At 75.0% G+C, this 26,862-nt stretch carries 21 protein-coding genes and 1 pseudogene; 16 read left to right on the top strand and 6 right to left on the bottom strand.

All coding sequences use genetic code 11. The features are described 5' to 3' along the window. Both G9H72_RS09985 and G9H72_RS09980 read left to right on the top strand, forming a co-directional pair. A pseudogene (locus G9H72_RS09985) lies at positions 1-239 on the top strand (hypothetical protein); the annotation flags it as partial. Beyond that, positions 223-822, top strand: a complete 600-nt coding sequence (locus G9H72_RS09980; RefSeq protein ID WP_196790986.1) for a TetR/AcrR family transcriptional regulator — start codon at positions 223-225, stop codon at positions 820-822. The pseudogene G9H72_RS09985 and the gene G9H72_RS09980, both read left to right, overlap by 17 nt. 1 nt (position 823) lies before the next feature. Here G9H72_RS09980 and G9H72_RS09975 read toward each other — a convergent pair whose 3' ends face one another. The 3 genes from G9H72_RS09975 to G9H72_RS20950 form a co-directional block, all read right to left on the bottom strand. Next, entirely contained in the window at positions 824-1,516 is a 693-nt protein-coding gene (locus G9H72_RS09975) for a monooxygenase (RefSeq protein WP_166170420.1), read from the bottom strand. A 358-nt stretch (positions 1,517-1,874) separates the two neighbouring features. Then, entirely contained in the window at positions 1,875-2,741 is an 867-nt protein-coding gene (locus G9H72_RS20955) for an ABC transporter permease (protein ID WP_331272160.1), read from the bottom strand. Further along, complete coding sequence (locus G9H72_RS20950; RefSeq protein ID WP_196790985.1) at positions 2,738-3,724, bottom strand: ATP-binding cassette domain-containing protein; 987 nt, start codon at positions 3,722-3,724, stop codon at positions 2,738-2,740. The genes G9H72_RS20955 and G9H72_RS20950 overlap by 4 nt, the downstream gene beginning before the upstream one ends. A gap of 465 nt (positions 3,725-4,189) precedes the next feature. Here G9H72_RS20950 and G9H72_RS09965 point away from each other — a divergent pair, with 465 nt between their 5' ends. The 6 genes from G9H72_RS09965 to G9H72_RS09940 all read left to right on the top strand — a co-directional run bounded on the left by G9H72_RS09965 (position 4,190) and on the right by G9H72_RS09940 (position 12,428). After that, positions 4,190-4,564, top strand: coding sequence for a DUF6504 family protein (locus G9H72_RS09965; protein WP_166170416.1), 375 nt, complete (start codon positions 4,190-4,192; stop codon positions 4,562-4,564). 75 nt (positions 4,565-4,639) lie between these two features. Next, the gene (locus tag G9H72_RS09960) at positions 4,640-5,059 is read left to right on the top strand and encodes an SAV_6107 family HEPN domain-containing protein (RefSeq protein ID WP_166170414.1); all 420 of its coding nucleotides are present in this window, start codon (positions 4,640-4,642) and stop codon (positions 5,057-5,059) included. A gap of 132 nt (positions 5,060-5,191) precedes the next feature. Next, positions 5,192-9,325 carry a DNA polymerase III subunit alpha gene (locus G9H72_RS09955; protein WP_166170412.1) on the top strand — a complete coding sequence of 1,378 codons (4,134 nt, stop codon included), beginning with the start codon at positions 5,192-5,194 and terminating at the stop codon, positions 9,323-9,325. A gap of 40 nt (positions 9,326-9,365) precedes the next feature. Then, on the top strand, positions 9,366-10,169 hold the full coding sequence (locus tag G9H72_RS09950) for a methyltransferase domain-containing protein (protein WP_166170410.1): 804 nt from the start codon (positions 9,366-9,368) through the stop codon (positions 10,167-10,169). A 129-nt stretch (positions 10,170-10,298) separates the two neighbouring features. Continuing rightward, on the top strand, positions 10,299-11,585 hold the full coding sequence (gene dinB, locus G9H72_RS09945) for a DNA polymerase IV (protein ID WP_166170603.1): 1,287 nt from the start codon (positions 10,299-10,301) through the stop codon (positions 11,583-11,585). 444 nt (positions 11,586-12,029) lie between these two features. Continuing rightward, positions 12,030-12,428, top strand: a complete 399-nt coding sequence (locus tag G9H72_RS09940; RefSeq protein WP_166170408.1) for a DUF3040 domain-containing protein — start codon at positions 12,030-12,032, stop codon at positions 12,426-12,428. A gap of 419 nt (positions 12,429-12,847) precedes the next feature. Here G9H72_RS09940 and G9H72_RS09935 read toward each other — a convergent pair whose 3' ends face one another. From G9H72_RS09935 to G9H72_RS09925, 3 genes are read right to left on the bottom strand one after another with little or no spacing between them, the layout of a single operon-like run. Beyond that, complete coding sequence (locus tag G9H72_RS09935; protein ID WP_166170406.1) at positions 12,848-15,316, bottom strand: DUF3488 and transglutaminase-like domain-containing protein; 2,469 nt, start codon at positions 15,314-15,316, stop codon at positions 12,848-12,850. Then, the gene (locus tag G9H72_RS09930) at positions 15,313-16,683 is read right to left on the bottom strand and encodes a DUF58 domain-containing protein (protein WP_331272156.1); all 1,371 of its coding nucleotides are present in this window, start codon (positions 16,681-16,683) and stop codon (positions 15,313-15,315) included. Before G9H72_RS09930 ends, G9H72_RS09935 begins: the two co-directional genes overlap by 4 nt. A gap of 4 nt (positions 16,684-16,687) precedes the next feature. Then, positions 16,688-17,635: an AAA family ATPase gene (locus G9H72_RS09925; RefSeq protein ID WP_166170599.1), complete on the bottom strand. Its 948-nt coding sequence runs from the start codon at positions 17,633-17,635 to the stop codon at positions 16,688-16,690. A 495-nt stretch (positions 17,636-18,130) separates the two neighbouring features. On the opposite strand from G9H72_RS09925, the gene mraZ reads away from it, so the two are divergent. The 8 genes from mraZ to G9H72_RS22950 all read left to right on the top strand — a co-directional run. Next, positions 18,131-18,571, top strand: a complete 441-nt coding sequence (gene mraZ / locus G9H72_RS09920) for a division/cell wall cluster transcriptional repressor MraZ (RefSeq protein WP_331272153.1) — start codon at positions 18,131-18,133, stop codon at positions 18,569-18,571. A 204-nt stretch (positions 18,572-18,775) separates the two neighbouring features. Further along, complete coding sequence (rsmH, locus tag G9H72_RS09915) at positions 18,776-19,762, top strand: 16S rRNA (cytosine(1402)-N(4))-methyltransferase RsmH (RefSeq protein WP_331272152.1); 987 nt, start codon at positions 18,776-18,778, stop codon at positions 19,760-19,762. Then, positions 19,759-20,298, top strand: a complete 540-nt coding sequence (locus G9H72_RS09910) for a hypothetical protein (RefSeq protein WP_166170400.1) — start codon at positions 19,759-19,761, stop codon at positions 20,296-20,298. The genes rsmH and G9H72_RS09910 overlap by 4 nt, the downstream gene beginning before the upstream one ends. Positions 20,299-20,549: 251 nt before the next feature. After that, positions 20,550-22,253, top strand: a complete 1,704-nt coding sequence (locus tag G9H72_RS09905; protein ID WP_166170398.1) for a peptidoglycan D,D-transpeptidase FtsI family protein — start codon at positions 20,550-20,552, stop codon at positions 22,251-22,253. An 11-nt stretch (positions 22,254-22,264) separates the two neighbouring features. After that, positions 22,265-23,818, top strand: coding sequence for a UDP-N-acetylmuramoyl-L-alanyl-D-glutamate--2,6-diaminopimelate ligase (locus G9H72_RS09900; RefSeq protein ID WP_166170396.1), 1,554 nt, complete (start codon positions 22,265-22,267; stop codon positions 23,816-23,818). Next, entirely contained in the window at positions 23,815-25,257 is a 1,443-nt protein-coding gene (locus G9H72_RS09895) for a UDP-N-acetylmuramoyl-tripeptide--D-alanyl-D-alanine ligase (RefSeq protein ID WP_166170394.1), read from the top strand. The genes G9H72_RS09900 and G9H72_RS09895 overlap by 4 nt, the downstream gene beginning before the upstream one ends. After that, entirely contained in the window at positions 25,254-26,345 is a 1,092-nt protein-coding gene (mraY, locus tag G9H72_RS09890; RefSeq protein ID WP_166170392.1) for a phospho-N-acetylmuramoyl-pentapeptide-transferase, read from the top strand. Before G9H72_RS09895 ends, mraY begins: the two co-directional genes overlap by 4 nt. Before the next feature lie 104 nt (positions 26,346-26,449). Continuing rightward, positions 26,450-26,862, top strand: a 413-nt coding sequence (locus tag G9H72_RS22950; protein ID WP_166170390.1) for an FtsW/RodA/SpoVE family cell cycle protein, incomplete at its 3' end; no start/stop codon positions are given.

Raw genomic sequence — 26,862 nt, 5'->3', positions numbered from 1 at the left:
ACCTGCCGGACCTGCCCGACCTGCCGGACCTGCCCGACCTGGCGCTGCCCGGGTGGGTGTCGGCGGTCCTCGACTCGGTGAAGTACTGGATGCCGGTCGTGATCGCCGTCGGGGCGGCGGTCGGCGAGGTCCGGCGCCGGCGGGCGAAGGAGCGCGGCCGCGCCGAGCGGGAGGCGGCGTACGCGGGCGGGGCCCCGGCGCCAGGAGGAGACAATGGCGCGCGTGGCGCGGACCGTTGACCCCGAGAAGCACGAGGCCCGGCGCATGCACATCCTGGGCGCGGCCGGCCGCTGCTTCGCCCGCAAGGGGTTCGACGCCACGACGACCGCCGACATCTGTGCCGAGGCGGGTGTCGGCTCCGGCACGTTGTTCCACTACTTCGGCAGCAAGCGTCGCCTGCTGCACGCGTTGTTCGAGCTGGACGAGGCGGAGAAGGCGGAGCGGGCCCGGGAGGCGCTGGCAGCCGGCGACCCGCTCGTCGGCTTGTGGCACGTCGTCGACGGCCTGGTCGCCGACGTCCGGCAGCGCGAGTACCTCGGCCTCGTCAACGTCGTCATTCAGCAGTCGACGCGGGACCCCGACCTCGTCGCGTTGCTCGAGCGGACCGACGCGGCGGCCCGGGAGGCATTGGCGACCCTGATCCGACGGTGCTCGGAGGCCGGGGCGATCGACAGTGGCCACGACGCCGCGGTCACCGCGTCGTGGCTGCAGTCGTTGACGGACCTGCTCTACATCCGGCTGTCGGGCGACGAGTCGCTCGACACCGATGCCGAGCTCGCCGTGATGCGGGACGTGATCGCGCGCTTCCTCCGGCTGGCCTGAGTCAGACCGGGCGCCCGCCGTACGTCCCCTCGACGCCGAGCACCTCGAACCGCGCGAAGAGCTCCTCGGAGTACCACCCGGTCTCGGCCGTGCGCCGGACGGCCTCCACGTGCTGCGGGCTGCGGTGCGCGAAGTCGACCAGGCTGCGCGCCGAGTCCCACAGCGAGAACGTCCCCTGCAGGCCGACAGGCGCCTCTCCGACGCCGACCGCCAGGCGGACGCCGGGGGAGCGGTGCAGCTCGGCCGACACCGGCGGCACGGCGCGCCAGAACGTCACGGTGCGGGCCGTCCGGATCCGCGCCCTGGTCAGCGCTGCGACGGGCCCGTCGTGCCGGCGGGGGGCCGGGTCCCCGAAGGGCTGCCGGCCGGACCAGAGGCCGCGGCTGGCGAGCGGGCGCAGCGCGACCCTCAGCCGCTCCTCGGCCCGTCGCTCCCAGCCGCGGTGCACCGTGCCGTCGCGCTCGAACGCCGCGGCCGCGCCCTCGTCGTCCCACACCGCGAGCAGGCCCCAGTGGCGGAGGTCGGCGTCCCGGGTGCGGAAGGTGCGTCCGGAGCCGGTGCCGAGCAGCTTGGCGAACCGCAGCCCGGCGGCGCCGTGGACGGGCCGGCGGTCGAGGGCCATGCGGGCCGCCGCTGCCGGGATGCGGCGGGACGGGACGCCCCAGAGGTGCAGCGTGACGTAGGGCTCGGTCATGTCGGCTCGATCGTAGGTGGGATCGTCGGCGCGGGCCTCTCGGTGCGCGTGCCTCGGGTGTCTGTCCCTGCGGAGCCGGCTGCGGCACGCCCCCCCCCCGCGCCGCTGGTCGCGGACGTCCTGCACCGAGGCTGTCGCCCGGTCCAGCCCGGAGAGGCCGCGCAGGTCCGACTCGCCCCGCCACACGCTGACGGTGACCACCGACTACGCGGCTCCGACCAGGAGCAGCAGCCCCGCGAGCTGCCCGGCGCGGCGGCCGGGCGGCAACGGCCGCTGCTGCCGGCTGGGCCGGCTCACCGAGTGGGGCTACCCGCTCCTGTTGCGTCCGCACCTTCCGCAGCGATGGCGGCCTCGTACGTCAGCTGCGCCTGTTGTAGCGCCGCATCGTGAGGGTGCCGAAGACGGCCACGAGCACGGCGGACTCGGCGAGCACGAGGCCGATGTCTCCCATGTCGGCGGCCCCTTGCATCAGGCCGCGGATGGCCGTCACCAGGTGGGCGACCGGGTTGACGTCCACGACGGCCTGCAGCCAGCCCGGCATCGTCTCCGGGTCGACGTAGATGTTGCTCGCGAAGGTCAGCGGGAAGAGCGCCATCATGCTCGTGTTCATGACGGAGTTCGGGGTGCGCAGGACCAGCCCGAGCAACGTCCAGAGCCAGCCCAGGCTGAAGGAGAACACCAGCAGCAGGGCCACCGCGGCCACGACCCCGAGCACGCCTCCGTCGGGCCGGAAGCCGAGCGCGAGGCCCAGGGCGATCACGATCACCGAGGCGATGCTGAAGCGGACGACGTCGCCGAGCAGCGCGCCCACCAGCGCCGAGGGCCGCCAGATCGGCAGGGACTTGATGCGGTCGAAGACGCCCTTGGTGATGTCGGTGTTGAGGGCGACGCCGGTGTACATCGTGATCATCACGACCGTCTGCACGAGGATCCCGGGCAGGAAGAACTGCACGTACCGGTCGACCGACCCGGCGAGCGCACCACCGAAGAGGTAGGTGAACATCAGCGTCATCAGGACCGGGAACGCCGTCACGTCGAACAGCTGCTCGGGCACGTGCTTGATGCGCAGCATCGCGCGCCAGCCGAAGGTCGCCGACACCGAGAGCGGGCCGGGCCGGGGCGGGCGGGTGCCGGCGAGGAGCACCGACTGGAGCGCCTCTCCGGAGATCTCCTGCAGGGGCCGGGCGGGGGCGGGAGCCTGCTGACGGGCGTCGGTCGCGGTCACCGGGAGCTCTCCTCCAGGTCGGGGGACTCGTTGTCGTCGGGTCTGGTCGCGGCACGGCCGGTCAGCGCGAGGAACACCTCGTCCAGGCTCGGCTGCCCGAGGGAGAACTGCGCGAGCCCGATGCCGGCCCGGTCGAGCTCGGTGAGCGCGTGGGCCACCGGCCCCGGGTCCCCGAGCGTCGTGGTCAGCGCGTGCGGGTCGGACTCCTCGCGTACGTCCGTGGTGAGCACGCGCTCGAGCAGTCGGCGGGCGGCGGGCCGCTGGTCCGGGCGCTGGACGCGCACGAGCAGGGCGCCCGAGCCGACCGACGCCTTCAGCTCCCCGGGCGTGCCCTCGGCGATCACCCGGCCGTTGTCGATCACCGAGATCTGCTCGGCGAGCTGGTCCGCCTCGTCGAGGTACTGCGTCGTGAGCAGGACCGTGGTTCCACCCGCGACGAGTGCACGGACGATGTCCCATACCTGATTCCGGCTGCGTGGGTCCAAGCCCGTCGTCGGCTCGTCCAGGAAGATGAGCTCAGGTGTCACGACGATGCTCGCGGCGATGTCGATGCGTCGGCGCATGCCGCCGGAGTACTTCTTCACCTGCCGGGACGCCGCCTCCGTGAGGCCGAAGGCCGTGAGCAGTTCCTCGGCGCGGGCGCGGGCAGCGGGACGTGAGTAGCCGAGCAGGCGGGACAGCAGCACGAGGTTCTCCGTGCCGGTGAGGTCCTCGTCCAGGGAGGCGAACTGCCCGGTCAGGCTGATCCGGCTGCGTACCTCGTCGGCCTCGTGGACGACGTCGTGGCCGAAGACGCGGGCACTGCCCTCGTCGGGCCGCAACAGGGTGGCCAGCATCCGGATCGTCGTGGTCTTGCCCGCGCCGTTGGGGCCGAGGAACCCGTGGATGCGGCCCCGGCGCACCTGCAGGTCCACGCCGTCGACCGCCCGGGTGTCGCCGAAGGTCTTGACCAGGCCGGCGGTCTCGATGGCCAGCTCCGTCATTGGGTTCCCCCTCGTGCCGGTTCCTGCTGCCTTCGGCAGGCTAACCGGTGTTGGTCCTAGCCAACAACGAGTTACTTATCGGGTAGGAGCTTCGTTGCCTGGGGGTAGCAAGCCGCCGGGGCGGCGCCTGGTGCCGTGCCCCTGAATGCCGCGCATGGGTGCCACGCCGGCGGGTGCCTCGGGGCTCGCCCGGTCCCTCGAACGGGGAGTGGGGCCGACGTTGCGGGCTGTCGGGCCCAGGGGCTAGCCTTCCAGGTGTTCGAACAGACGTTCGAATGGTCCGGCTCGCCGGCACGGGACCTCGACCCCCCGTGCCGGTGAGGCGGCAGCGGGCGGCTCGACGGCCGGAGCGTGGGGAAGCGCCTCCGCCCGTCCGAGCCGTCCGAGGCCGCCGTGCCGGTCCTGCGCGTGTCGCCTTCCCCCGGCACTCGCTCGCCTCGGCGTGCGCAGTGAAGGAGAAGACCGATGAGACGGTACGACGACCCGGTGGACGTCCGTCGCCGCGACGACGCCCCTGAGCAGTTCCTCTGGCGCGGCAAGCTCTACGTCGTCCGCGACGTCCTGGCCCACTGGGTGGAGACCGGGGCGTGGTGGAGGGCGCCGTCCGCCCATCTCGTCCACGGCACCGACGAGCCGCCCGTGCCCACCGGTGCCGGCGGGCCTGTCTCCGGGCACCCGGCAGAAGCCGCGGGCTCGTCCACCCTTGCGCTGCAGGAGGCGGGCGAGCGGGAGATGTGGCGCGTCGAGGCGAGCGCGGGCCGTGCCGCGGGCAGCGGCGTCTTCGACCTGGCGTTCGACTGGGCCGTGGGCGGTTGGCGGCTCACGACGGCCCTGGACTGAGCCCTGACCGGTCAGGACGGGACCGACAGCAGGCCCGACGGAGGTCCGGACAGCAGCAAGGCAGGAGGAGGAGACATGACGACGGGGACATTGACCTCGACGCGCCGGGCGCCGTACCCCGCGCCGGTGCCGGGGAACACGCTCGACCTGCTCGACGCCGCACGGCGTGACCTCGCGAATGCCGCGGCAGCCACCGTGCCGGCCGATCGCTACGCCGCGTCGCACCGGGCTGCGCTCCACGCCGCTGCGGCGATCCTCGCCGTCCGCGCCCGGCCGGACGGGCGCCGGCGCGTCCGTACCGCGTGGGACCTGCTCGCCCGGGTGGCTCCGGAGATGCAGGAGTGGGCGTCGTTCTTCGCGGCCGGGGCGTCCAAGCGGGCCGCGGCGGAGGCCGGGCTGCGCCGGGCCGTGTCCGAGCGCGACGCCGACGACCTGCTGCGCGACTCCCAGACCTTCCTCTCCGTCGTCGAGTCAGCCCTCGGCCTGCTCGCCTGACCGGGCGGCTCCTGTCGGCCGGCTCTCCGGTCGGGTGCAGCTCATTTCCTGAAGCCGTCTTCGGACGGCTCCGGCTTCTCCGCTCTGGCAAGGCTTCCTCATGCTTCTCGACCGCGTTCCGGGCATCGTGCGATGACCGGAGACCCCTTCGTCCACCTGCACGTCGCGTCCGGCTACTCGTTGCGTCATGGCGCGTCCCACCCGCGCGTCCTCGTCGAGCGGGCGGCGGAGCACGGGATGGACGCTCTCGCCCTGACCGACCGGGACGGCGTCTACGGCGCGATCCGGTTCGTGAAGTCCTGCATGAAAGCGGGGCTCCGGCCGGTCCTCGGCGTCGACCTCGCGGTCGACCCGGCCGTCCCGCCGAGCACCGTCGCGCTACAGCGCGAGCTCGAGGGGCTGCGGGTCCGGAAGGGTGCCGTGCCTGCGCTCGCCGCGTCCGCCGAGCTCCGTGCCGAGGCGGGGATGCCGCCAGGCGTGACACCGGAAATGACACCGGGGATGACGGGGATGACGGGGATGACGGGGATGACACCGGCGGGCCGGCGTACCCCGGCCCGCGGCGGTGCCGAGGTGGACCCGCGCCATCCCCGCGTCGTGCTGCTCGCCGAGGGGGCCCGGGGCTGGGCATCGCTGTGCCGGCTGGTGTCCGCGACCCACCTGCGCGGGGAGCGCGGGCGGCCGGTGACCACGCTCGACCTGATCGCCGAGCACGCCGCAGATGGCGGCCTGCTCGTGATGGTCGGGCCGGCCTCGGACGTCGGCCGCGCCCTGGCCGCCCGTCGGGAGGACCGCGCCCGGGCGCTGCTGCGCCGCTGGCGGGCCCTGCTCCCCGCGGGCAGCCTCTACGTCGAGGTCCTCTCGCACCGCGGGCGCGGCGACAGCACGGCCGCCGCCCGGATGCTGGGGCTCGCCACCGAGGAGGGCGTCGGGGCCGTCCTCGCCAACGCCGTGCGCTTCGCCGACCGGTCGGACGCACCCGTCGCCGACGTGCTCGACGCGGCTCGCCGTCTGGTGCCGCTCAGCGAGCGGGCCGTCGACCGGACCAACGCCGAGGGGTGCCTCAAGAGCGGCAAGGAGATGGTGCTCGTCGCCGAGGAGGTCGTGCGGCTCGCCGGGCTGGGCGAGCAGGCGCTCTCCCGGCTGCTCGCGACGACGCGTGGTGTCGCCGACCGGTGCGCCCTCGACCCGGTCGAGGACCTCGGGCTCGGCCGGGCCCACCTGCCCGAGCTGGACGTCCTCGACCCCGCGGCGGTGAGCGGGGGGCGGACGGCCGACTCGGTCCTGCGCGCCCGGTGCGAGGCGGGGATCGGGCTGCGTGGGGTGGCCCCGACGAAGGAGGTGCTGGACCGGCTCTCCGCCGAGCTCGGGGTCATCGCCGGGCTCGGCTTCGCCTCGTACTTCCTCACCGTCGCCGACGTCGTGGACCTCGTCCGCGACATGGGCGTCCGCTGCGCCGCGCGCGGGTCGGGTGCCGGAAGCCTGGTCAACTACCTGCTGGGCGTCTCCGGGGTCGACCCCATGCGCCACGGGCTGCTCATGGAGCGCTTCCTCTCCCCGCTGCGCGCCCAGCTGCCGGACATCGACCTCGACGTCGAGTCCGCCCGGCGCACCGAGGTCTACGAGCGCGTCCTGGAGCGCTTCGGGGGCGAGCGGGTGGCGTGCGTGTCGATGATGGACACCTATCGCGTACGCCACGCGATCCGCGACGTCGGGGGAGCGCTCGGGCTTCCGCCGACCGAGATCGACACCTTGGCCAAGGCGTTCCCGCACATCCGGGCCCGCGACGCCCGCGTCGCGCTGCGCGAGCTGCCGGAGCTGCGGGCCAGCGGGATCGACGCCTCCCGGCTGGACCTCCTGCTCGGCCTGGTCGAGCGGCTCGACGGGCTGCCCCGGCACGTCGCGCTCCATCCGTGCGGGGTGCTGCTGTCGGACGCGACGCTGCTCGACCGCACGCCCGTCGAGGCCAGCTGGCTGGGCTTCCCGATGAGCCAGTTCGACAAGGACGACGTCGAGGACCTCGGCCTGCTCAAGCTCGACGTCCTCGGTATCCGCATGCAGTCCGCGATGTCCCACGCGATGGGTGAGGTCGCACGGGTGGACGGCGTCCAGGTGGACGTCGACGACCAGGCCCAGGTGCCGCTCGACGACCCGGCGACGTTCCGCCTCATCCAGTCCTCGCGCACCCTGGGCTGCTTCCAGATCGAGTCCCCGGGTCAGCGTGAGCTGGTCGGCAAGTTCGCCCCCGAGACCTTCGCCGACCTCATCATCGACATCTCGCTGTTCCGCCCCGGGCCGGTCAAGAGCGACATGGTCACCCCGTTCCTGCAGGCCCGGCAGGGGTGGAGCGAGGCGGTCTACCTGCACGACGACCTGCGCCCGGTGCTGGAGGGGACGAGCGGGGTCGTCGTCTTCCACGAGCAGGTCCTGGAGATCGTCGCGACGTTCACCGGCTGCAGCCTCGCGCAGGCCGACGAGGCCCGGCGCGCGCTGGGCGACGCCGTCGGCAAGGAGGAGTTCAAGCAGGTCTTCTTCCCCCGTGCGATCGAGCGCGGCTACGAGCCCGAGCTCGTGCAGCGGGTGTGGGAGGTCCTCGAGGCGTTCGCGTCCTTCGGCTTCTGCAAGGCCCACGCCGCCGCTTTCGCGTTGCCGACCTACCAGTCGGCGTGGCTCAAGGCGCACCACCCGGCGGCGTTCCTCGCCGGGGTGCTGACCCACGACCCGGGGATGTACCCCAAGCGGCTGATCCTCGACGACGCCCGCCAGTTCGGCATCGCCGTCCTCCCGCTCGACGTCAACTCCTCCGACGCGGAGTACCGCGTCGAGCGGGTCGGCGTCCTCGACGAGCCGCCGCCGACGATCCTGGAGTCCCCGCCTCGCGCGCGGCCGGAGGAAGGGCTGCCCGACGGGCGGGCGTACGGCATCCGGCTCGGGCTGGCCGACGTCAAGGGAATCTCCGAGGCGGAGACGGCCCGCATCGTCGGCGGCCGCCCCTACGGCTCGCTCGCCGACTTCTGGCACCGGGCGCGGGTCTCCCGTCCGGTGGTGGAGCGGCTCGTCGTGGCCGGCGCGTTCGACTCGATCTACGGCATCGGCTCGCCCGTGCCGGTCCGCCGCCGCGGCGCCATCACCCGGCGGGACCTGCTGCTGCAGGTCCTGGAGCTCGACCGGTGGTCCCGGGCCGGTGCCCGCGGGGCCGGCGGCCGCAGCCGCGCCCGGACGGCCCGCCCGGTCGAGGACGCGGGCACCACGCGTCCCGCCGCAGGCGCCGGGAGCCGTGCCCTCGACGTGCGGGAGCGTGCGGCCCGGCAGTCCCAGGCGGCGGCCCCCGTGGTGGAGCAGCCCATGCAGCTCGCGCTCGACCTCGGGGACGCCCCGGACGCCGTACGCGGCAGCGGGCTGCCGGAGATGACGAGCGCCGAGCGCGTCCGCGCCGAGCTCGAGGTCCTCGGGCTGGACGTGAGCCGGCACGTGGTCGACTTCTACACCCCGATGCTCGACGCGCTCGGGGTCACCCGGTCGACCGGGCTGCTGTCGCGGCGCTCGGCCTCGGAGGTGCTCGTCGCCGGGGTCAAGGTCGCCACCCAGACCCCGCCGATCCGCTCGGGCAAGCGGGTCGTCTTCGTGACCCTCGACGACTCGACCGGCCCGGTGGACGCGACCTTCTTCGAGGACGCCCAGATCGGCTACGCGTCGACCCTGTTCCACTCCTGGCTGCTCGTCATCCGGGGCGTCACCCGGCGCACCGGGCCACGCGGCATCTCACTGCGGGCGACCGGCTGCTGGGAGCTGCCCCGGCTCTACGCGGCGTGGGAGGCCGAGGGGATGGCCGCGGTGGAGGAGCTGATGAGCGCCGACCCGGCGGCGGTCGGGCAGGCGGCGCTGGAGCGGGCCGTCGCGGGCGCGGCCGCGAGCCGGTCGAGCCGGCCGGTCCTGGTCCGCCCGCCCGTCGGCTCCAGCGTGGGCATCTACGAGCCGCGCGAGAGCGACGCCGGCTCCGGGGCCGGGGGGATGCGCGGGCGGAGCCCGCTGGGAGCCGGGCATCCGGGGAGCGTGGTGCCGGGGGGTGCGCCGGCGGCCGTCCCTGCGGCTGCGGTCGACGGCGAGCCTGCTGCTGCCGGGCCGGACCGGCTGACGACGCGCGTCCTGGTGCATCCGAGCGGGTTCCGCCAGTCGCCTTACGCCGACATCGCGCCGGCTGGAGGCGACGCCAAGTCGGCTCCGCGCAAGCTCTGGCACTCCAGTCCTGGGAGCTCGGGCCGATGACGCCGCACCCGCGTCAGGGCCGGCGGTTAGGGTCCCTGCTGTGGCCGACTTCCCCACGCGCGTCCGTGCCGACCGCAGCCGTGTCCGCACCGGCGTGGTGTGGGACGTCCTGCGCTCGGTGCTCGAGCGGGCCGAAGGCGCCGCCGGTGTGGATGGCTCTGCCGGTGCGGACGGCGCTGCCGCGCGCCGCCCGCTCGACGTGCTCGACGCCGGAGGCGGCACGGGTGGGTTCGCCGTCCCGCTGGCCGAGCGCGGCCACAACGTCACCGTCGTCGACCCAAGCCCCGACGCGCTCGCCTCGCTCGAGCGGCGGGTGGCCGAGGCCGGTGTGGCCGACCGGGTGTCCGCGGTCCAGGGCGACGCCGCCGGCCTGCTCGAGGTCGTGGCGCCGGCCAGCGTCGACCTCGTGCTCTGCCACGGTGTGCTCGAGCACGTCGACGACGCCGCCTCCGCGGTGGCGGCCGTCGCCGGGTGCCTGCGCCCCGGGGGCACGCTCAGCCTGCTCGTGGCCAACCGGCACGCCGCCGTGCTCTCCCGGGCGGTCACCGGCCACTTCGCCGAGGCCCGCCGGGCGCTGGGCGACCCGGCCGGCCGGTGGGGTGACCGCGACCCGATGCCGCGCCGCTTCAGCGACGCCGAGATCGAGCAGTTGCTCACCGAGGCCGGGCTGGTCGTCGAGGCCGTTCACGGCATCCGGGTCTTCGCCGACCTCGTGCCGGGCGCGCTCGTCGACGGCGAGCCCGGAGCGCTGGACGCCCTGCTCGCCCTGGAGTCCGCCGCAGCCGAGCACCCGGCGTTCCGCGCCGTCGCGACCCAGCTCCACCTGCTCGCCACCCGCAGCTGACCTCGCCCGCGAGTCCCTCCCGCCCGGCGGTGCCCGGTGAGCCGGGGGCCACGCGGGGAGCGGATCACGGGCCTGGGGCCGGGAGGAGCACCGGCGTCCGACGACGGGTGCACGATCCTGCACGTCGACATGGACGCGTTCTACGCCTCGGTCGCCCTGCTCGACCGGCCGGACCTGCGCGGGACGCCGGTCGTCGTGGGAGGCAACGGCACGCGCGGGGTGGTGCTGTCGGCGACCTACGAGGCGCGCGCCTACGGGGTCCGCTCGGCCATGCCGAGCTCCCGGGCGCGCCGGCTCTGCCCGCAGGCGACGTTCCTGTCGCCCCGTTTCGAGGACTACACGCGGGTCTCGGCCGGGGTGATGGAGCTCTTCCGCTCGATCACGCCCGTGGTCGAGCCGCTGTCGCTCGACGAGGCGTTCCTCGATGTCTCCGGAGCCGTGCGCAGGCTTGGCTCCCCAGCGGTGATCGCCCAGTTGCTGCGCGACCGTGTCGCGGACGAGCAAGGCATCACCTGCTCGGTCGGGATCGCCTCGACGAAGTTCGTGGCGAAGCTCGCGTCGACCTCGTGCAAGCCGGACGGGCTGCTCGTCGTCCCGCGCGACCAGGTCGTCGCGTTCCTGCACCCGCTGCCGGTCGGGGCGTTGTGGGGAGTGGGGGAGAAGACCGAGGAAGCCCTCACCCGGCTGGGGCTGCACACGGTCGGCGACCTCGCGGCGGTCCCGGTCGAGACGCTGCGCCGCGCGCTCGGGCCGACCGCCGGGCCGCACCTGCACGCCCTCGCCTGGGGCCTCGACGACCGCCGGGTCGTCGCCGCCGAGCCCGAGCGGAGCACCGGCGCGGAGGAGACGTTCGCCCGGGACGTCGACGACCCCGTCGTGATCCACCGTGAGCTGCTGCGGCTCTCCACCCGTACGGCGTCCCGGTTGCGGGCGGCGGGCCACGCCGGCCGGACCGTCGTCCTCAAGGTCCGGTTCGCCGACTTCACGACGATCACCCGCTCGAAGACCTTGCGGGAGACGACCGACGTCGCCCAGGTGATCTACACGACGGCCCGGGGCCTCTACGAGGCGCTGGGCCTGCAGCGGGCTCGGATCCGCCTGGTCGGCGTGCGCGTCGAGGGGCTCGTCGACTCCGAGAGCGCCCCGCGTCAGCTGGCGCTCGACGAACGGCCCGCTGGATGGCGCGACGCCGAGCAGGCGGCGGACCGGGCTGCGCTGCGCTTCGGGTCGGACGCGGTACGCCCGGCCTCGCTCGTGGGCGGCGCGGCGGCTGCCCACAAGCCGGAGCCCCGGAGCGAGCCCCGGAGCGAGCCCCGGAGCGAGTCCCGAAGCGAGTCCCGAAGCGAGCCCCGAAGCGGGCAGCAGGTGGGGCGTGCCGGGCCGGGGGCAGCCCGGACGTCGGCGGCTGGGGCGTAGACGGTCCGCTCGTCGATGCCCCCGAACGTCGGCGGCTGAGGAGCGGCGAAGACATAGGCGCCCCGGACGTCGGCGGGGCCTAGCCGACGCGGACGTCGGCGGCTAAGACGTAGGCGCCCCGGACGTCGGCGGCTCGGCGGCCGGGCCCCGCCGAACGGAGTCATGCCCTACCCGGGCGCCGGCCGGCCACGCGGACCGCGAATGAGGCGTACGACTCCTCGTTCTGCGGAACGACAGGGCTACGCCAGGCGTCTTCCTCTATGCATCACGACCGCGGGATGTGATGTCCGGATATGATGATGTGCCAGTCACGTTCGGTGATCTGCCGCTCTGGGTAGCCCGGGAACGGGTTGATGTGGGAGATGCGGTTTCCCAAGGCCGTAAGCCCACCTATCCTTGGTACTCACCGCCTCTGGCGGAGGAACGTCCGTGGAGGAGGACACCGTGCCGCTCTCCGAGCACGAGCAAAGACTGCTCGAGCAGATGGAGCGGGCGCTCTACGCCGAGGATCCGAAGTTCGCTTCTTCCCTGCGTGGCAGTGACCTGCGAGTGCTGCACCGCCGTCGGGTGGTGAAGGCAGGGGCCGGCTTCCTCGTTGGCATCGGGCTCCTCCTGGCCGGCGTCATCACTCCGCTCATCCCACTCGGCGTGTTCGGCGCGGTTGTCATGATCGCGTCCGCGCTGCTGGCGGTGCACAGTTGGCGCCAGCTCCCCTCACCTGACGCGGCCAACGCCCCGGGCCGCTCCGGTCCCCGGCCGGCCCGCCGTCAGCAGGGCGGCCGGCGCTTCATGGACCGCGTCGAGGAGCGGTGGAACCGTCGTCGCGAGGACGACGGGCGCTAGCCCGCTCCTACACCCGCCTGCAACGCTCTCCCGCGGCGCCCGTCGGTGACGGGCGCCGCGGTCCTTCTCGTGCCCGCCACCGCGAGGGCCAGGCCGCCCGCGGCGCGAGCCGTGACCGCAGGCAGCAGGGTTCCGCGGCAGCGCACCTGCGAGAGCCGGGGCACCTCGCCTCGTGGTCGCGCCGACCGGCGGTGCCGTCCCTGCCGGCGGTCCCGTCCCGACTCACGGTCTCGTCCCCAACCGGCCGCGCTGTCAGCGGACCAGCCCCCCGTACCAGGCCCGTGTGCCGTAGCCGCACCGTCCGCGCGGCCCGGCAAGCCGGGCCGCGACGACGCCGGGCGGCGCGCGGCGGGCCTGACCCACCGTGCGCGCCCCTGCGAGGCCCGAGAGCCCGAGAGCCCGGAGAGGCCCGCGAGCCTTCAGCCGCGCCGCGGCCTCAACCGCACCCGGACGCCGCGCAGCAGCCCTTCGAAGCGCTCGCCGAGCGCGCTCCTGCGGTCCCGTCCGCCGTCCACCAGCGTGAGGAGGGTGGACCGCGGGACCAGCAGCGCGCGGGCCCGCGCCGTCCGCGACGAGGCGGCGCGCAGCTGTGCTCGGACGGCAGCCTCGTCGGCCGCGACCGCGTCGGCGGCCTCGGCGGTTCCGGCACTTGCGTCGTCACGGGCGTACCGCGCCCGCTCGTACGCCTGCACCAACCGCGCGAGCGCCGCGCTGCCGGCCGGGTCGAGCGGGTACGTCCCGGCCAGCCGCTCGGCGAACTGCCGCGGGGTCTGCGGCCCGCTCCCGCGCATTCCCAGGTCGAGGGCCGCGTCGCGCAGCTCGTCCCACGCACCCTGCACCCGTGCTCGCCAGGGCTGCCCCGGCCGCAGCCGGCGCCCGCGCAGCGAGCGCCGCAACAGGGCGGGCACGAGCAGCAGCCCCACCACCAGCGGGGTCAGCACGACGGGCGCCCACGGCACGTCCGGCCCGCTGCCCGACGTCCCGGCGGCCGCCTCGTCGGCGTTCGTGTCGGAGTTCTCGTCGCGCCCGCCGGCCCGCTCGGACGGAGCGGCCGACGGCTCGGCCGTGGTGCTCGTCGAGGCGGCGGGCGAGGGGGTCGCGGCTCCGCGCAGGGCCTCGAGCGAGGTGGCCGACGAGTATCCCGGCGGCGCGGTGCCCTCCTGGCTCGGCGTCGGCTCGAAGCGGAGCCAGCCGTAGTCCTGGAAGTAGAGCTCGGGCCAGGCGTGCGCCTGGCGGTTGGTCACCGTGTAGCGGTAGTAGTCGCCGTCGGCCTCGCGCTCCTGGCCGGGCAGGTAGCCGACCGCCAGCCGCGCCGGGATCCCGAGGGCACGCGCCATGACCACCATCGCCGTCGCGAAGTGCGTGCAGAAGCCGCGCCGCTCGGTCAGGAACTGCTCGATGAGCTCGGTCCCGTTCGGGGGCTGGGGCGCGTCCTCCGCGTACGTGAACCCGCCCTCCTGCCGGAGCCAGAGCTGCAGGGCGAACGCCTGCTCGTACGGCGGGGTGTCCTCGTCCCGGCCGACCCCCGCCTCCTGCAGCGCCTCGGTGACCGCCTGGTTGATGACCCGGGAGCCGCGCTGGTTGACGACGTCGTCGGAGCCGCGCTGGGAGACGAGGGCGTCCCCGTTCGGCAGCTGCTCGGGCAGCGGCACGCCGGCGTCGAGCAGGTCGGCGGCGGAGGCGTTCGGCTCGGTCCACACCAGTGAGTAGGTCTGGTCGTCGGCGCCCCGGGGCTCCTGCGACACGACCTCCCGGACGCGCGGGAAGAACGTCCAGTCCCCGTCCAGCCCGTTGACCCGGCCGGCCTGGTAGGGCAGCGGGAGGTAGCGCGAGTTGAGCCGTTCGACGTCCACGTCGAGCTCGCGGTCCTGGCCGCTCACCGTCGGCTGCGTCGTCAGGTCCGAGCCGTCGAGGACCGGGGTGCCGGCGTCCGTCGGCGCCGCCTCCCAGCGGTTGCCGTCGAACTTCTCGTAGACGAGCGTGCGCAGGTAGGGCGGGTTGAGCGGGGCCTCGGGGCTGGTGTCCGGGGTGCGCCGGACGGTGTAGCTCAGCACGTCGAACGTGGTCTTCTGGTTGAGGTCGTTGCGCAGGCTGAGCAGCGGGTCGCCGTTGCCGGACCCGCTGCCGCCCCCGTCGCCCGACCCGTCGGCGCCCGCGCCCTCCCCGAGCAGCCCGAGGTCGAGCGCGGGCACCACGGCCGGCACGAGCACCGCGATGCCCACCGCGCTGGCGCCGACCCGGCGGCCCAGGGCCGACAGCGGGCTGGACTCCACCGTGCCGGGCCTCCGCCGGCCGGCGCCGAGGGTGCGCCCCCAGCGCCCGACGCGCTCGCGGGACTCGGCCAGCAGCACCGCGAGGTAGCCGGCAGCGCCGAGCGCGAAGGCGAGCCACGGCACGCCCTCGGGCACGACGGCCGCGGGCACGCCGTACAGCGCGAGCAGCGGCAGCCCGGCCAGAGCCGGCTTGCGCAACGTCACGACCAGCGTGTCGACGAGAACGGCGAGCAGGCCGAGCCCGCCGACCGCGAGCAGCACGAGCGGCCCGAGGGTCGGGACCGGCGTCGCGAAGGCCTGGATCGCGCTGAACCCCTCGTCGACCAGAGCCTGCAGCCGGTCCATGGCGGCCGGGCTGGGCACGATGCCGAACGGCGCGACATCGCGGGCGCGGGTGACGACGAGCAGCAGGAGCAGGGCCGCGAGGCCGCCGAGCGGGACGAGCACCCGCGGCAGACCGACCCGCCGGAGCAGCTCGCACGCCGCGATCGGGACGACGACCGCGACGACGACCGGGAGCAGCCAGCGCCTGTCCTCGAACACCGGCCAGAGGGAGCTGGCCGCCAGCAGGACGGCCACTGCCTCCGCGATGACCAGCCGGAGCCGGTTCGTCATGCCATTCCCTTCGGTCGTGCTGCGTGCGCGGCGGCGGCGCCCGGCGTCGCCGCGTCCGTGGTGCTGCCGGAGGGGCCGCGGCCGGGCGCGGCCCCGGCCAGCCCGCTCCAGACGGTGTCGATGGGCTCGCCCGCGCCGACGACGGCTACGCGCCATCCGGCCGCGCGCAGCAGTGCCGCGGCGGACGCGGTGCGGGCCGCCTCCGCCTGCCGGGCAGCGGGGGTCGGTGCCCAGGTCGCGGAGTCCAGGAGCAGAGCGACGGCGGTACGCCCCGGCCCGGCGTGCCCGGCGAACGCCTGGGCCTCCTGCGGGTCGAGGGCGCCGAGCACGGCGACCAGCAGGCTCTCCCCGCCCCGCCGCAGGGACGGGCCCGCAGCCCGCAGGGCGCTCGCGCCCGACGGCCCCACGACAGCGAGCGCGTCGAGCAGCGCCACGCGGGTGTCGGCCGGGTGCCAGGCCTCGCTGCCCGGGCCGGCGGGCATCGAGCCGTCGGCGAGCACGAGGCGGACGAGGTAGCGCCGGTCGGTGAGGTGCGCGCCGACGCTGGCCGCGATGGCGACGGCCTGCTCGAAGGAGGACGCCGGCCCCTCGCCGCGGTGAGCGTTGACCCTGGTGTCGAGCAGGATCGTGGCCCGGCTCTGCCAGGGCTGCTCCTCCCGGCGCACCATGAGCTCACCGCGCCGGGCGGTGGAGCGCCAGTGCACCCGGTGCAGCGCGTCGCCGTGGCGGTACTCGCGCGTGGAGACGTCGTCCTCGCCGGCCGCTGCGACCGAGCGGGACCGGCTGGTGCCGGTGCCGGCCAGCGCGCCCCCGAGGACCCCGCCGGGCAGCGGGGTGATCGCGGGGGTGACGACGAGGGTGTCGGTCGCGGTGAAGGAGCGGTGCAGCTCGCACATGCCGAAGGGGTCGGTGAGGCGCACGCCGAGCGGCCCGAGGGTGAAGCGGCCGCGCACGTCCGAGCGGACCGGGTAGCTGACGGCCCGCGAGCCCTGCGGCTCCACGCGGTCGAGGACGAAGCGCGGGCGCGAGCCCAGGACGTACGGGACGCGGTCCTCGGCCAGCAGCAGGCCGGTGGGCAGCCGGGAGACGTTGTCGAGCCGGAGGTGCACGATCGCCTGCTCGCCGGCGCCGACCCGTGGCGGGTCCAGCCGGCGGGTGCACGCGATGCGGTACTGGCTGCGCGTCACGACGAGCGCGGACACGAGCGGCACAGCGGCGAGCAGCACCCCGACCCGCAGCACGTCGTGCTGGTCGAGGACGTACGCCAGCACGCTGGCCGCGATGCCCGCGGCCAGGAAGCTGCGCCCGCGCGTGGTCAGCCCGGCCAGGCCGCCACGCAACTGGGCGAAGGGGCGACGCCCCGGCACAGGCCTACCGCCCCGCCGGCAGCGGCACGCGGGCCACGAGCTCGGAGACGATGCGGTCCGAGGTCCGGCGCGCCATCTGCGCCTCGGCGGTCGGCAGCAGCCGGTGCGCCAGGACCGGGACCGCGAGCGCCTGGATGTCGTCGGGCAGCACGAAGTCGCGGAAGTCGAGCGCGGCCCAGGCGCGGGCCATGCGGACCAGCTGCAGCGATGCGCGGGGGGACGCCCCGAGCCGGAGCTCGGGGGAGTTGCGCGTCGCGGTCACCAAGTCGACGACGTAACGCTTGACCTCGGGGGAGACGTGCACCGAGCGCACCGCGACGGTGAGCGCGGCCACCTCCGAGGCGTCGGCCACGGCCGAGATCTCCTCCAGCGGGGACGCCGCGCTGTGGCTGTCGAGCATCGCGAGCTCGGCCTCGGCGGCGGGGTAGCCCATCGACACCTGGGCCATGAAGCGGTCGCGCTGGGCCTCCGGCAACGGGTAGGTGCCGTCCATCTCGACCGGGTTCTGGGTCGCGATCACCATGAACGGCGTCTCGAGCGGCCAGCTGCGCCCGTCGACCGTGACCTGCTGCTCCTCCATGCACTCGAGCAGGGCCGACTGGGTCTTGGGCGAGGCGCGGTTGATCTCGTCGCCGACCACGATGTTGGCGAAGATCGCGCCCGGCTTGAACTCGAACTCGCGCCGCTCCTGGTCGAAGACCGAGACACCGGTGATGTCGCTCGGCAGCAGGTCGGGCGTGAACTGGATGCGGGAGACGCTGCAGTCGAGGGACCGGGCGAGCGCCTTGGCCAGCATCGTCTTGCCCACCCCGGGCACGTCCTCGATCAGCAGGTGCCCCTGGGCCAGCAGGGTCGCGACCGCGACCTTGACCACGTCGCCCTTGCCCTCGATGACGCCCTGCACGGCGCCGCGGATGCGGCCGACCACCGTGGCCACGTCCGAGAGCGTCATCGGGGCCTCGCCCGGGCCGGCAGGCCCACGGCCCAGCGGAGCAACAGCGGTCACGAACAAGCCCTCCTCGGCCATCGAAGCCTCGTCACAGGGGGAGGGCAGGGCCCGCCTCCAGCTTCCCCGGCCGGAAGCGTGCCTTCCGCCCGGGCCTCGCGCCGGCGGGCGTCGGTCGCCCCCGCACCGCCGGTGCAACGGACGAGAGGCACAGCCTTCTCCCGCGCCTGCCGGCAGCGGTTCCCAGCGTACGTCCGGAGGGCTGCGCCGGGGTGCTTCCGCACCACAACCAGCCGCCCGCAGACCACCCGCAGACCACCCGCGGACCGCCCGCGGACCGCCCGCGGACCGCCCGACGCGCCGGGGAGCGCAGGGGAGGGAGGTGGCTTTGGGGGAGCTATGTGGAGTAGGGTGGAGCATCATGGAGGCACGGGGAGCGATGAGAGGGCGACAGGGGAGCGGATCCGCTTCCTCGGCCGCTCCGGTCGGGGAGGGGGAGGCGTGGAGCCGCTCTTCCTCGGCACGCACACCCCGCGCCTCGACGAGAAGGGCCGGCTCTTCCTCCCGGCCAAGTTCCGCGATGGCCTCGCGGAGGGCCTGGTGATGACCAAGGGCCAGGAGGGCTGCGTCACGGTGTGGCCGGTGGAGCAGTTCCGCCGCGTCGCCGACGCGATGGCGGCGCGCCCCTTCACCGACCGCGAGTCCCGGGTGCTGCAGCGGCTCTTCCTCTCCGACGCGGTCGACGACGTCCCGGACAAGCAGGGACGCGTCACCGTCCCCCCGGTGCTGCGCCAGCACGCGGGCCTCGACCGCGACGTCGTCGTGGTCGGCATGAACAAGCGGGTCGAGATCTGGGACAGCGCCCGCTGGCAGCAGTTCCAGGAGCAGGAGGCCGAGTCGTTCGAGCGGCTCGCCGAGGAGGTGCTGCCCGGCCTGCTGTGAGCGGGCCCGTGCGCTGCGGTCTCCACCCGCCCTTCTCCTCGCCTTCCTGGCATCACTTCCCCGGTGCCAGGGCGCGAGGGCGGGACGGGCGGTTGGGGACCGGGGTGTACGGGCTCGTGGGAGGTCGGGGCGACGGGCGAGCCGCAGGTGGAGCGCGGTGGAGCGACCGGGGTGGAGCGCAGCGGAGCGAGGGGGTGGAGCGGAGTGGAGGACAGCGCGCGCGGCGCTGCGGCCGAGCAGCCGGCCCACGTCCCCGTCCTGCTCGAGCGCTGCCTCGAGCTGCTCGCCCCGGCGCTCGCCGACCGCCCCGAGCCTCCCGTGGTCGTCGACGCCACGCTCGGCATGGGCGGGCACAGCGAGGCGCTCCTGCAGGCCCACCGCACGCTCCGGCTCGTCGGCCTCGACCGCGACCCGGAGGCGCTCGAGCGGTCCGGCCGGCGGCTGACGGCGTACTCCGACCGCACGACGCTCGTCCACGCGGTCTACGACGAGCTGCCCGAGGTGCTGTCGAGGCTGGGCATCGGCCGGGTCCAGGGCGTCCTCTTCGACCTCGGCGTCAGCTCGCTGCAGCTGGACGAGGCGCGCCGCGGGTTCTCCTACGCCCAGGACGCGCCGCTGGACATGCGCATGGACCCGACCCGCGGCATCACCGCCGGCGAGGTGGTCAACACCTACTCCGCGCCCGAGCTGGCCCGGGTCCTCCGCGAGTACGGCGAGGAGCGCTTCGCACGGCGCATCGCCGACGCGCTGGTCCGCGAGCGGCAGCGGGCGCCGCTGACGTCCAGCGCGCGGCTCGCGGAGCTGGTGCGCGAGGCCGTGCCGGCCGCCACCCGGCGGACCGGCGGCCATCCGGCCAAGCGGGCCTTCCAGGCCCTGCGCATCGAGGTCAACGGCGAGCTCGCCGTGCTCGAGCGCGCGGTCCCGGCGGCGGTCGGGGCGCTGGCGGTGGGCGGCCGGATCGTCGTCATGTCCTACCAGTCGCTCGAGGACCGCATCGTCAAGCGCGTGCTGACGGCGGCGTCGACGACGGACCTGCCGCCGGGGCTGCCGGTGGTGCCGGCCGGGATGGAGCCGCAGCTGCGGCTGCTCACCCGAGGGTCGGAGCAAGCGAGCGAGCAGGAGGTCGCCGCGAACCCGCGCGCGGCCTCGGTGCGGCTGCGTGCCGCGGAGAGAGTCCGGGAGGCTGCATGAGCACGACGACGGTTCCGGGGCGCGGTCAGGTCGTCGCGCCCCGGCGCGGGCCGGCGCGCCCGGCTTCGCCCGGGCGCGAGAGCGCGCCGGGCGGCGGCGCGACCCGCGGCGGCCCCGCCGCGCGGATCGGCCGGCCTGCCCCGTCGTCGTCCGCGCGGCGCACCCGCCCGGAGCGGGGCAGCGCCTCCCGCTCGCCGCGCGCGCCCTTCGTGCTGCTCGTCCTCGCCCTGCTGGCCGGCGGGCTGGGGACGATGCTGCTGCTCAACACGGTGCTCGCGCAGGGTGCCTTCGTCCGGGCCGATCTCGAGCGGCAGTCCTCGCTGCTCGCGGACCAGGAGCAGGAGCTGACCCAGCAGCTGGCCCGGCTCGCCTCGCCGGAGCGGCTGGCCAAGGAGGCCGACAAGCTCGGCCTGGTCTCGAGCTGCCCCGCCTTCCTCTCGATCACCGAGCGCAAGACGCTCGGCCAGGAGTGCACCGCCGACGCCACGCCGAAGCCGGCGCCGACGACGTCCGCCGCGGCCGGGGCGGCCCAGTGAGCCCGGCTCCGACGGGGCCGGCGCGCGCCGGGCGCCCGGACAGCGGCCGTCGGCCGCGGCCCGCCACCGGCTACGGCGACCCCCGCCCGCGCCCCGCGCGCCCCCGCCCGGCCGGCGCGGCGTACGCGGACGTTGAGAGCCGGCCCCGCCGCCCCGAGCCGGCTCGCCGCCCCGCGCCGCCCCGCCGCCCGCCGGCGCCGCGCACGCTGACGCTCGGCGACGGGCGTCGCCGGCTCAGAGCGTCCCTGCTCGTGCTGGGCTTCATCTTGTCGCTGTTCGCCGGGCGCCTGTTCCAGCTGCAGGGCGTCGAGGCGTCGCAGTACGCGGCCGAGGCCGTGGACAAGCGGATGACCAACCCGCGGGTCCTCCCGGCCGTACGCGGGGAGATCCTCGACCGGCACGGTGTCGCCCTCGCGACCAGCGTCGAGGCGTACGACGTCGTGGCCAACCCGCAGAACGTCGAGGAGCCGGCGGTGACGGCGAAGGCCGTGGCGCCGCTGCTCGGCCTCGAGCCGGCGAAGATGCAGGCCGACATCGAGGAGCGCAAGGCCAAGAAGAGCAAGTACCTGCGCCTCAAGCAGCGCGTCACGCCGCAGCTGCGGGCGACGATCCGCGAGCTCGACCCGACCGAGCGCGCCGGGATCGAGTTCATCAAGACCTCGCGCCGGACGTACCCCGCGGACTCGGTCGCGGCGAACGTGGTCGGCTTCGTCGAGCGCGACGGCGACACCGGCCGCGCCGGGCTCGAGCTCTCCATGGACTCGGTCCTCGCCGGCACCGACGGCAAGGCCGAGTACGAGGCGGCCAAGGGCACGCAGCTGCCGACCGGCGCGGCGGCCATCGTGGAGCCGGTGGACGGGCGGGACGTGGTCACGACCATCGACCGCGACATCCAGTGGGTGGCGCAGTCGGCGATCGCCGCGAAGGTCAAGGAGGCCAGGGCCGACTGGGGCAGCGTCGTCGTGATGGACGCGAAGACCGGCGAGGTCTACGCGATGGCGACGGCGCCGACCTTCAACCCGAACACCTATTACAAGGCCCCGGCCGCGGCGCTCGGCAACTACCCGGTCAGCGCGAACTACGAGCCCGGCTCGACCGCGAAGGTGATGACCGTGGCGGCGGCGATCGAGGAGGGGAAGGTCGAGCCGATGACCCGGCTCACCGTCCCCGACCACATCGGCCGCGCCGGCGAGGTGTTCCACGACGACGAGCCGCACCCGACCTGGCAGCCGACCGTCACCGGGGTCCTCGCCAAGTCGAGCAACGTCGGCACCATCCAGATCGCGGAGCGGATGTCGGCCAGGACGCTCGACTCCTACCTGCGCAAGTTCGGCATGGGCTCCAAGCCCGGCACCGGCCTGCCCGGGGAGGAGAACGGCCTCTTCCCGCCCGTCGAGGACTGGTCGGGCTCGACCCGGCACACCGTCGCGTTCGGCCAGGGCCTGGCCGGCACGCTGCTGCAGCAGGCGAGCGTCTACCAGACGCTGGCCAACGGCGGCGTCCGCGTCGCCCCCTCGGTGGTCAAGGCGACGGTCGGGCCCGACGGCACCCAGACTCCGCAGACCAGCGGCAAGGGCACGCGGGTGGTGAGCGCGGGGACGGCCTCGGAGGTCATGAAGATGATGGAGGCGGTCGTCCTGGAGGGCGGCACCGGCATCCACGCCGCCATCCCCGGCTACCGGGTCGCCGGCAAGACGGGCACCGCCCAGATCGCCGGCTGCGGGGGCTACTGCGCCGGCAAGTTCCAGGCCTCGTTCGTCGGCGTCGTGCCCGCGGACAAGCCGCGCCTGGTCGTGGCGGTGACGCTGCACTACCCGAAGCGCATCAGCCACTTCGGCGGCGTGCTCGGCGCGCCGGTGTTCAAGGAGGTCGCGTCGTTCGCCCTGCAGACGCTGGGCGTGCCCCCGACCGGCGCGCGGTCGCCGAAGCTCAACCTCGGCAACGTCGGCCGGTAGCCTCCAAACCCGTGCCCGACGCGACCAGCGCCCCCTTCCCCCGGCCCACCGGACTCCCCGCCCGCCCCATCGCCGAGGTCGCCGCCCGCGTCGGCGCGCAGCTGCCCGAGGGCGAGGGCGACGTCGAGGTCAGCGGGGTGACGCTGCGCTCGGGGGACGTCCGCCCCGGCGACCTGTACGCCGCGCTGCCCGGCACGGCGCACCACGGCGCCGAGTTCGCGCAGGCCGCGGTGGCGGCGGGCGCGGTCGCCGTGCTCAGCGACGCCGAGGGCGCTGCCCGTCTCGAGGGGCTCGGCGTGCCGGTCCTCGCGGTGGACGCCCCGCGGCCGGTCCTCGGGGAGGCCGCCGCCCTGGTCTACGGGGAGCCGGCCGAGGGACTGCTCCTGCTCGGGGTGACCGGGACGAGCGGCAAGACCACCACGGCGTACCTCCTCGAGGCGGGGCTGCGGGCGGCCGGGCACGTCACGGGCCTCATCGGCACCGTCGAGACGCGGATCGGCGACGAGGCGCTGGCCAGCACGCTCACGACGCCGGAGGCGCCGGACCTGCAGGCGCTCTTCGCCGTCATGCGCGAGCGCGGCGTCACGGCGGTCGCGATGGAGGTCTCGAGCCACGCGCTGTCGCTCGGCCGGGTCGACGGCACCGTGTTCGACGTAGCGGCGTTCACCAACCTCGGCCGCGACCACCTCGACTTCCACCCCGACCTCGAGTCCTACTTCCAGGCCAAGGCCTCGCTCTTCACGCCCCGGCGGGCGCGGGCCGCCGTCGTGAACATCGACGGCGAGCACGGCGTACGCCTCGCGGAGCTCGCAGCGCAGGCGGGGCTCCCGGTGTCGACGGTCGCGACCGGCGGCGCTGACGCGGACTGGCGGGCCGCCGACGTCGAGGTCGGCCCCGAGGGCAGCCGGCTGCGGGCGGTCGGGCCCGACGTCCAGGCCGGCCTCGCCGTCGGCCTGCCCGGGGCGTACAACGTCGCGAACGGCCTGCTCGCCCTGGCGGTGCTCGCGGCCGCCGGGGTGGAGCCCGAGGCCGCGGCGCCGGCGCTCGCCGACGTCCGGGTGCCCGGCCGGATGGAGCGGGTGCCCGACGGCGGGACCGGGATCGTCGGCGTCGTCGACTACGCGCACAAGCCCGACGCGGTCGCGGCCGCCCTCGCGGCGGTCCGGCCGGCCGTCACCGGGCGGGTGCTGGTCGTGCTCGGCGCGGGCGGGGACCGCGACCGGGAGAAGCGCCCCCTCATGGGGGAGGCCGCGGCGCGCCGCGCGGACGTGCTGGTCGTGACCGACGACAACCCCCGCTCGGAGCGGCCGGGCGACATCCGGGCCGCGGTCCTGGACGGGGCACGGGGTGTCCCGCTGGCCCGGCGGGCAGTGGTCCTCGAGCTCGGGGACCGGCGCCGCGCCATCCGCGCGGCGGTCGGCATGGCCGCTGCGGGGGACGCCGTCGTCGTGCTGGGCAAGGGGCACGAGCGCGGGCAGAGCGCCGGGGGCACGGTGACGCCCTTCGACGACCGGGAAGAGCTGACGGCGGCCCTCGCCGAGCTCGGGACGGAGACAGGCGCATGAGCATCCGCACCCTCGCCGACATCGCGCTGGCCGTCGGCGGCGCCGTGGTCGACGCCCCGGACGACGGCCGTGGCCTTCCGGTCCCCGGCCCGGTCGTCCTCGACTCGCGCCAGGCCGCTCCCGGCTCGCTCTTCGTGGCCGTGGCCGGCGAGCACACCGACGGGCACGACCACGCCGCGTCGGCCGTCGCCTCCGGCGCCGCTGCGGTCCTCGCCGACCGTCCTGTCGGCGTTCCGGCCGTCGTCGTCCCCGACGGGGCGACCGCCGGGTTGGGCCGCCTCGCCCGCGCCCACCTCGCCGCCCTGCCGCAGCTCGACGTCGTCGGCGTGACCGGCTCGTCGGGCAAGACCTCCACCAAGGACCTGCTGGCCGCCGTGCTGGAGCGCAGCGGCCCGACGATCGCGCCGCCCGGGTCGTACAACAACGAGCTCGGCCTCCCGCTCACCGCGCTCACCGCGGACGCCACCACCCGCTGGGCGGTGCTGGAGATGGGCGCCCGCAGGGTCGGCCACATCGCCGAGCTGTGCGCCATCGCCCGTCCCCGCATCGGGGTCGTGCTCAACGTGGGCAGCGCGCACCTGGGCGAGTTCGGGTCGCGCGAGGCCGTGGCGAGCGCGAAGGGCGAGCTGGTGGAGTCGCTGCCGCCCGAGGACGGCGTCGCGGTGCTCAACGGCGACGACCAGCTGGTCTCGGCCATGGCCGGGCGCACCTCGGCGCGCGTCGTGGTCTTCGCCGAGGGCCCGGGGGACGTCCGGGGGGTCGACGTCCGCCTCGACGCCCACGGCCGCGCGTCCTTCCGCCTGGTGGCGGCGCAGGGCGAGGCCGGAGTCGCGCTCCGCCTCGTCGGCGAGCACCACGTGTCCAACGCGCTCGCGGCTGCGGCCGTGGGGCTCGAGGCCGGGCTGGCCGTTGAGGAGGTCGCCGACGCGCTGTCGAGGGCCATCCCGCGCAGCCGCTGGCGCATGGAGGTCGTCGAGCGGGCCGACGGCGTGACGGTCGTCAACGACGCCTACAACGCCAACCCCGAGTCGATGCGGGCCGCGCTCAAGGCGCTCGCCTCGATGGGGCGCGCGTCGGGGCAGGCGCGGCGCACGTGGGCCGTGCTGGGGGAGATGCGCGAGCTGGGCGACGCCTCCGTCGCCGAGCACGACGCCATCGGCCGGCTGGCCGTGCGGCTCGACGTCTCCAAGACCGTGGCCGTGGGGCCGGGGGCGCCTGCGCGCGTGCTGTTCCTCGGGGCGCAGCAGGAGGGCTCGTGGTCGAACGAGGCGGAGTTCGTGGAGGACCCAGCCGAGGCGCTGGCCCTGCTGCGGGCGCAGCTGCGCCCGGGTGACATCGTGTTGGTCAAGGCGTCGCGCGCGGTCGGCCTGGAGCGCGTCGCGGCGGCGCTGCTCTCCGACGTGCCGCCGGCGGCGCCCGAGGAAGGCAGCAGTTCGTGATCAGCATTCTCGTCGCCGGCGCCGTGTCCCTGGTGGTCGCGCTGTTCGGCACCCCCTGGCTCATCCGCATCCTGCGCAAGCAGGGCTACGCGCAGGCCATCCGCGACGTGGGCGAGGGCTACCCGGACCACGAGGCCAAGCGCGGCACGCCGTCCATGGGCGGCGTCGTCATCATCGCGGCCGTGCTCGCCGGGTACGCCGCGGCGCACGTGGTCGCGGGCCTGTCCGACCCGCCGGGCGGGGGCGAGCCGACCGTCTCGGGGCTGCTGGTCCTCGGTTTGATGACGGGACTGGGGTTCGTCGGCTTCCTCGACGACTACATCAAGATCTTCAAGCAGCGCAGCCTCGGACTGCGTGCCCGCACCAAGCTCGCGGGACAGACGGCCACCGCGCTCGCGTTCGGCATCCTGGCACTGCGTTTCCCTGATGTGGATGGGGTGCATCCGGCGTCCACCGAGATCTCTTTCATCCGTGACACCGGCCTCGGGCTCGGCGCGGTGCTGACGGTCGTGTGGATCTACCTGATGGTCGCCGCCGCGTCGAACGGCGTGAACCTGACCGACGGCCTGGACGGGCTGGCGACGGGCGCCAGCGTGATGACGTTCGCCTCGTACGTCCTCATCGGGGTCTGGCAGTTCGGCAACAACTGCGCGGCACCCGACGCCGGGACCGGCTGCTACGAGGTGCGCGACCCGCTCGACCTCGCGGTCGTCGCCGCCGCCCTCATGGGCGCCTGCTTCGGCTTCCTCTGGTGGAACGCCTCGCCGGCACGCATCTTCATGGGGGACACCGGCTCGCTCGCGCTCGGCGGCGCCCTGGCCGGGCTCGCGGTGCTGACCCGCACCGAGCTGCTCCTGGTGCTGCTCGGCGGGCTCTTCGTCCTCATCACGCTCTCGGTGGTGCTGCAGGTCGGCTGGTTCAAGCTCAGCGGAGGCAGGCGGCTGTTCCGGATGGCCCCGCTCCAGCACCATTTCGAGCTGGCCGGCTGGGGTGAGGTCACGATCGTCATCCGGTTCTGGATCGTGGCCGGGCTGTTCGTCGCGGCCGGCCTCGGGACGTTCTACGCGGAGTGGGTCTCGGGGTCGTGACGGCGGCTCGCCAGGGCGGGCCGGGCGGAGCACGGAAGCGGCCGTTCGCGCGACACGCGGGCGAGGTCCCGGCCGGAACGCGCTCCGGCACGGAGACTGGCCCCGTGACTGCCCGGGGCGAAGCGGTGGGGCGCGCGGGCCGCGGAGGCACGCCCGGGCTCGACGACGGGCGTAGCGTCGTGGCGTCGGTGCGCGCCATGCTCGCGCGGCCGTCCGCGTCGTACGTCATCGTGCTGGCCAGCGGCGGGCTGCTCATGCTGCTCGGCCTGGTCATGGTGCTGTCGGCCTCGAGCGTCGACTCCTACCTGCGGACCAACTCCTCCTTCACCGAGTTCCGCAAGCAGGCGATGTTCTTCGCCGTCGGCGTGCCCGTGCTCTTCGTGGCCTCGCGGCTGCCGGTGCGGGTGTGGCGGGCCCTGGCGTACCCCGCGCTGATCGGCACCGGGGTGATGGTCGCGCTGGTGCCGTTCGTCGGCGAGAGCGCGAACGGCAACACCAACTGGATCCGCATCGCCGG

The organism is Motilibacter aurantiacus (assembly GCF_011250645.1).
Taxonomy (GTDB): Bacteria; Actinomycetota; Actinomycetes; order Motilibacterales; family Motilibacteraceae; genus Motilibacter_A; species Motilibacter_A aurantiacus.
This window is presented reverse-complemented; position numbering and strand designations above follow the sequence as displayed.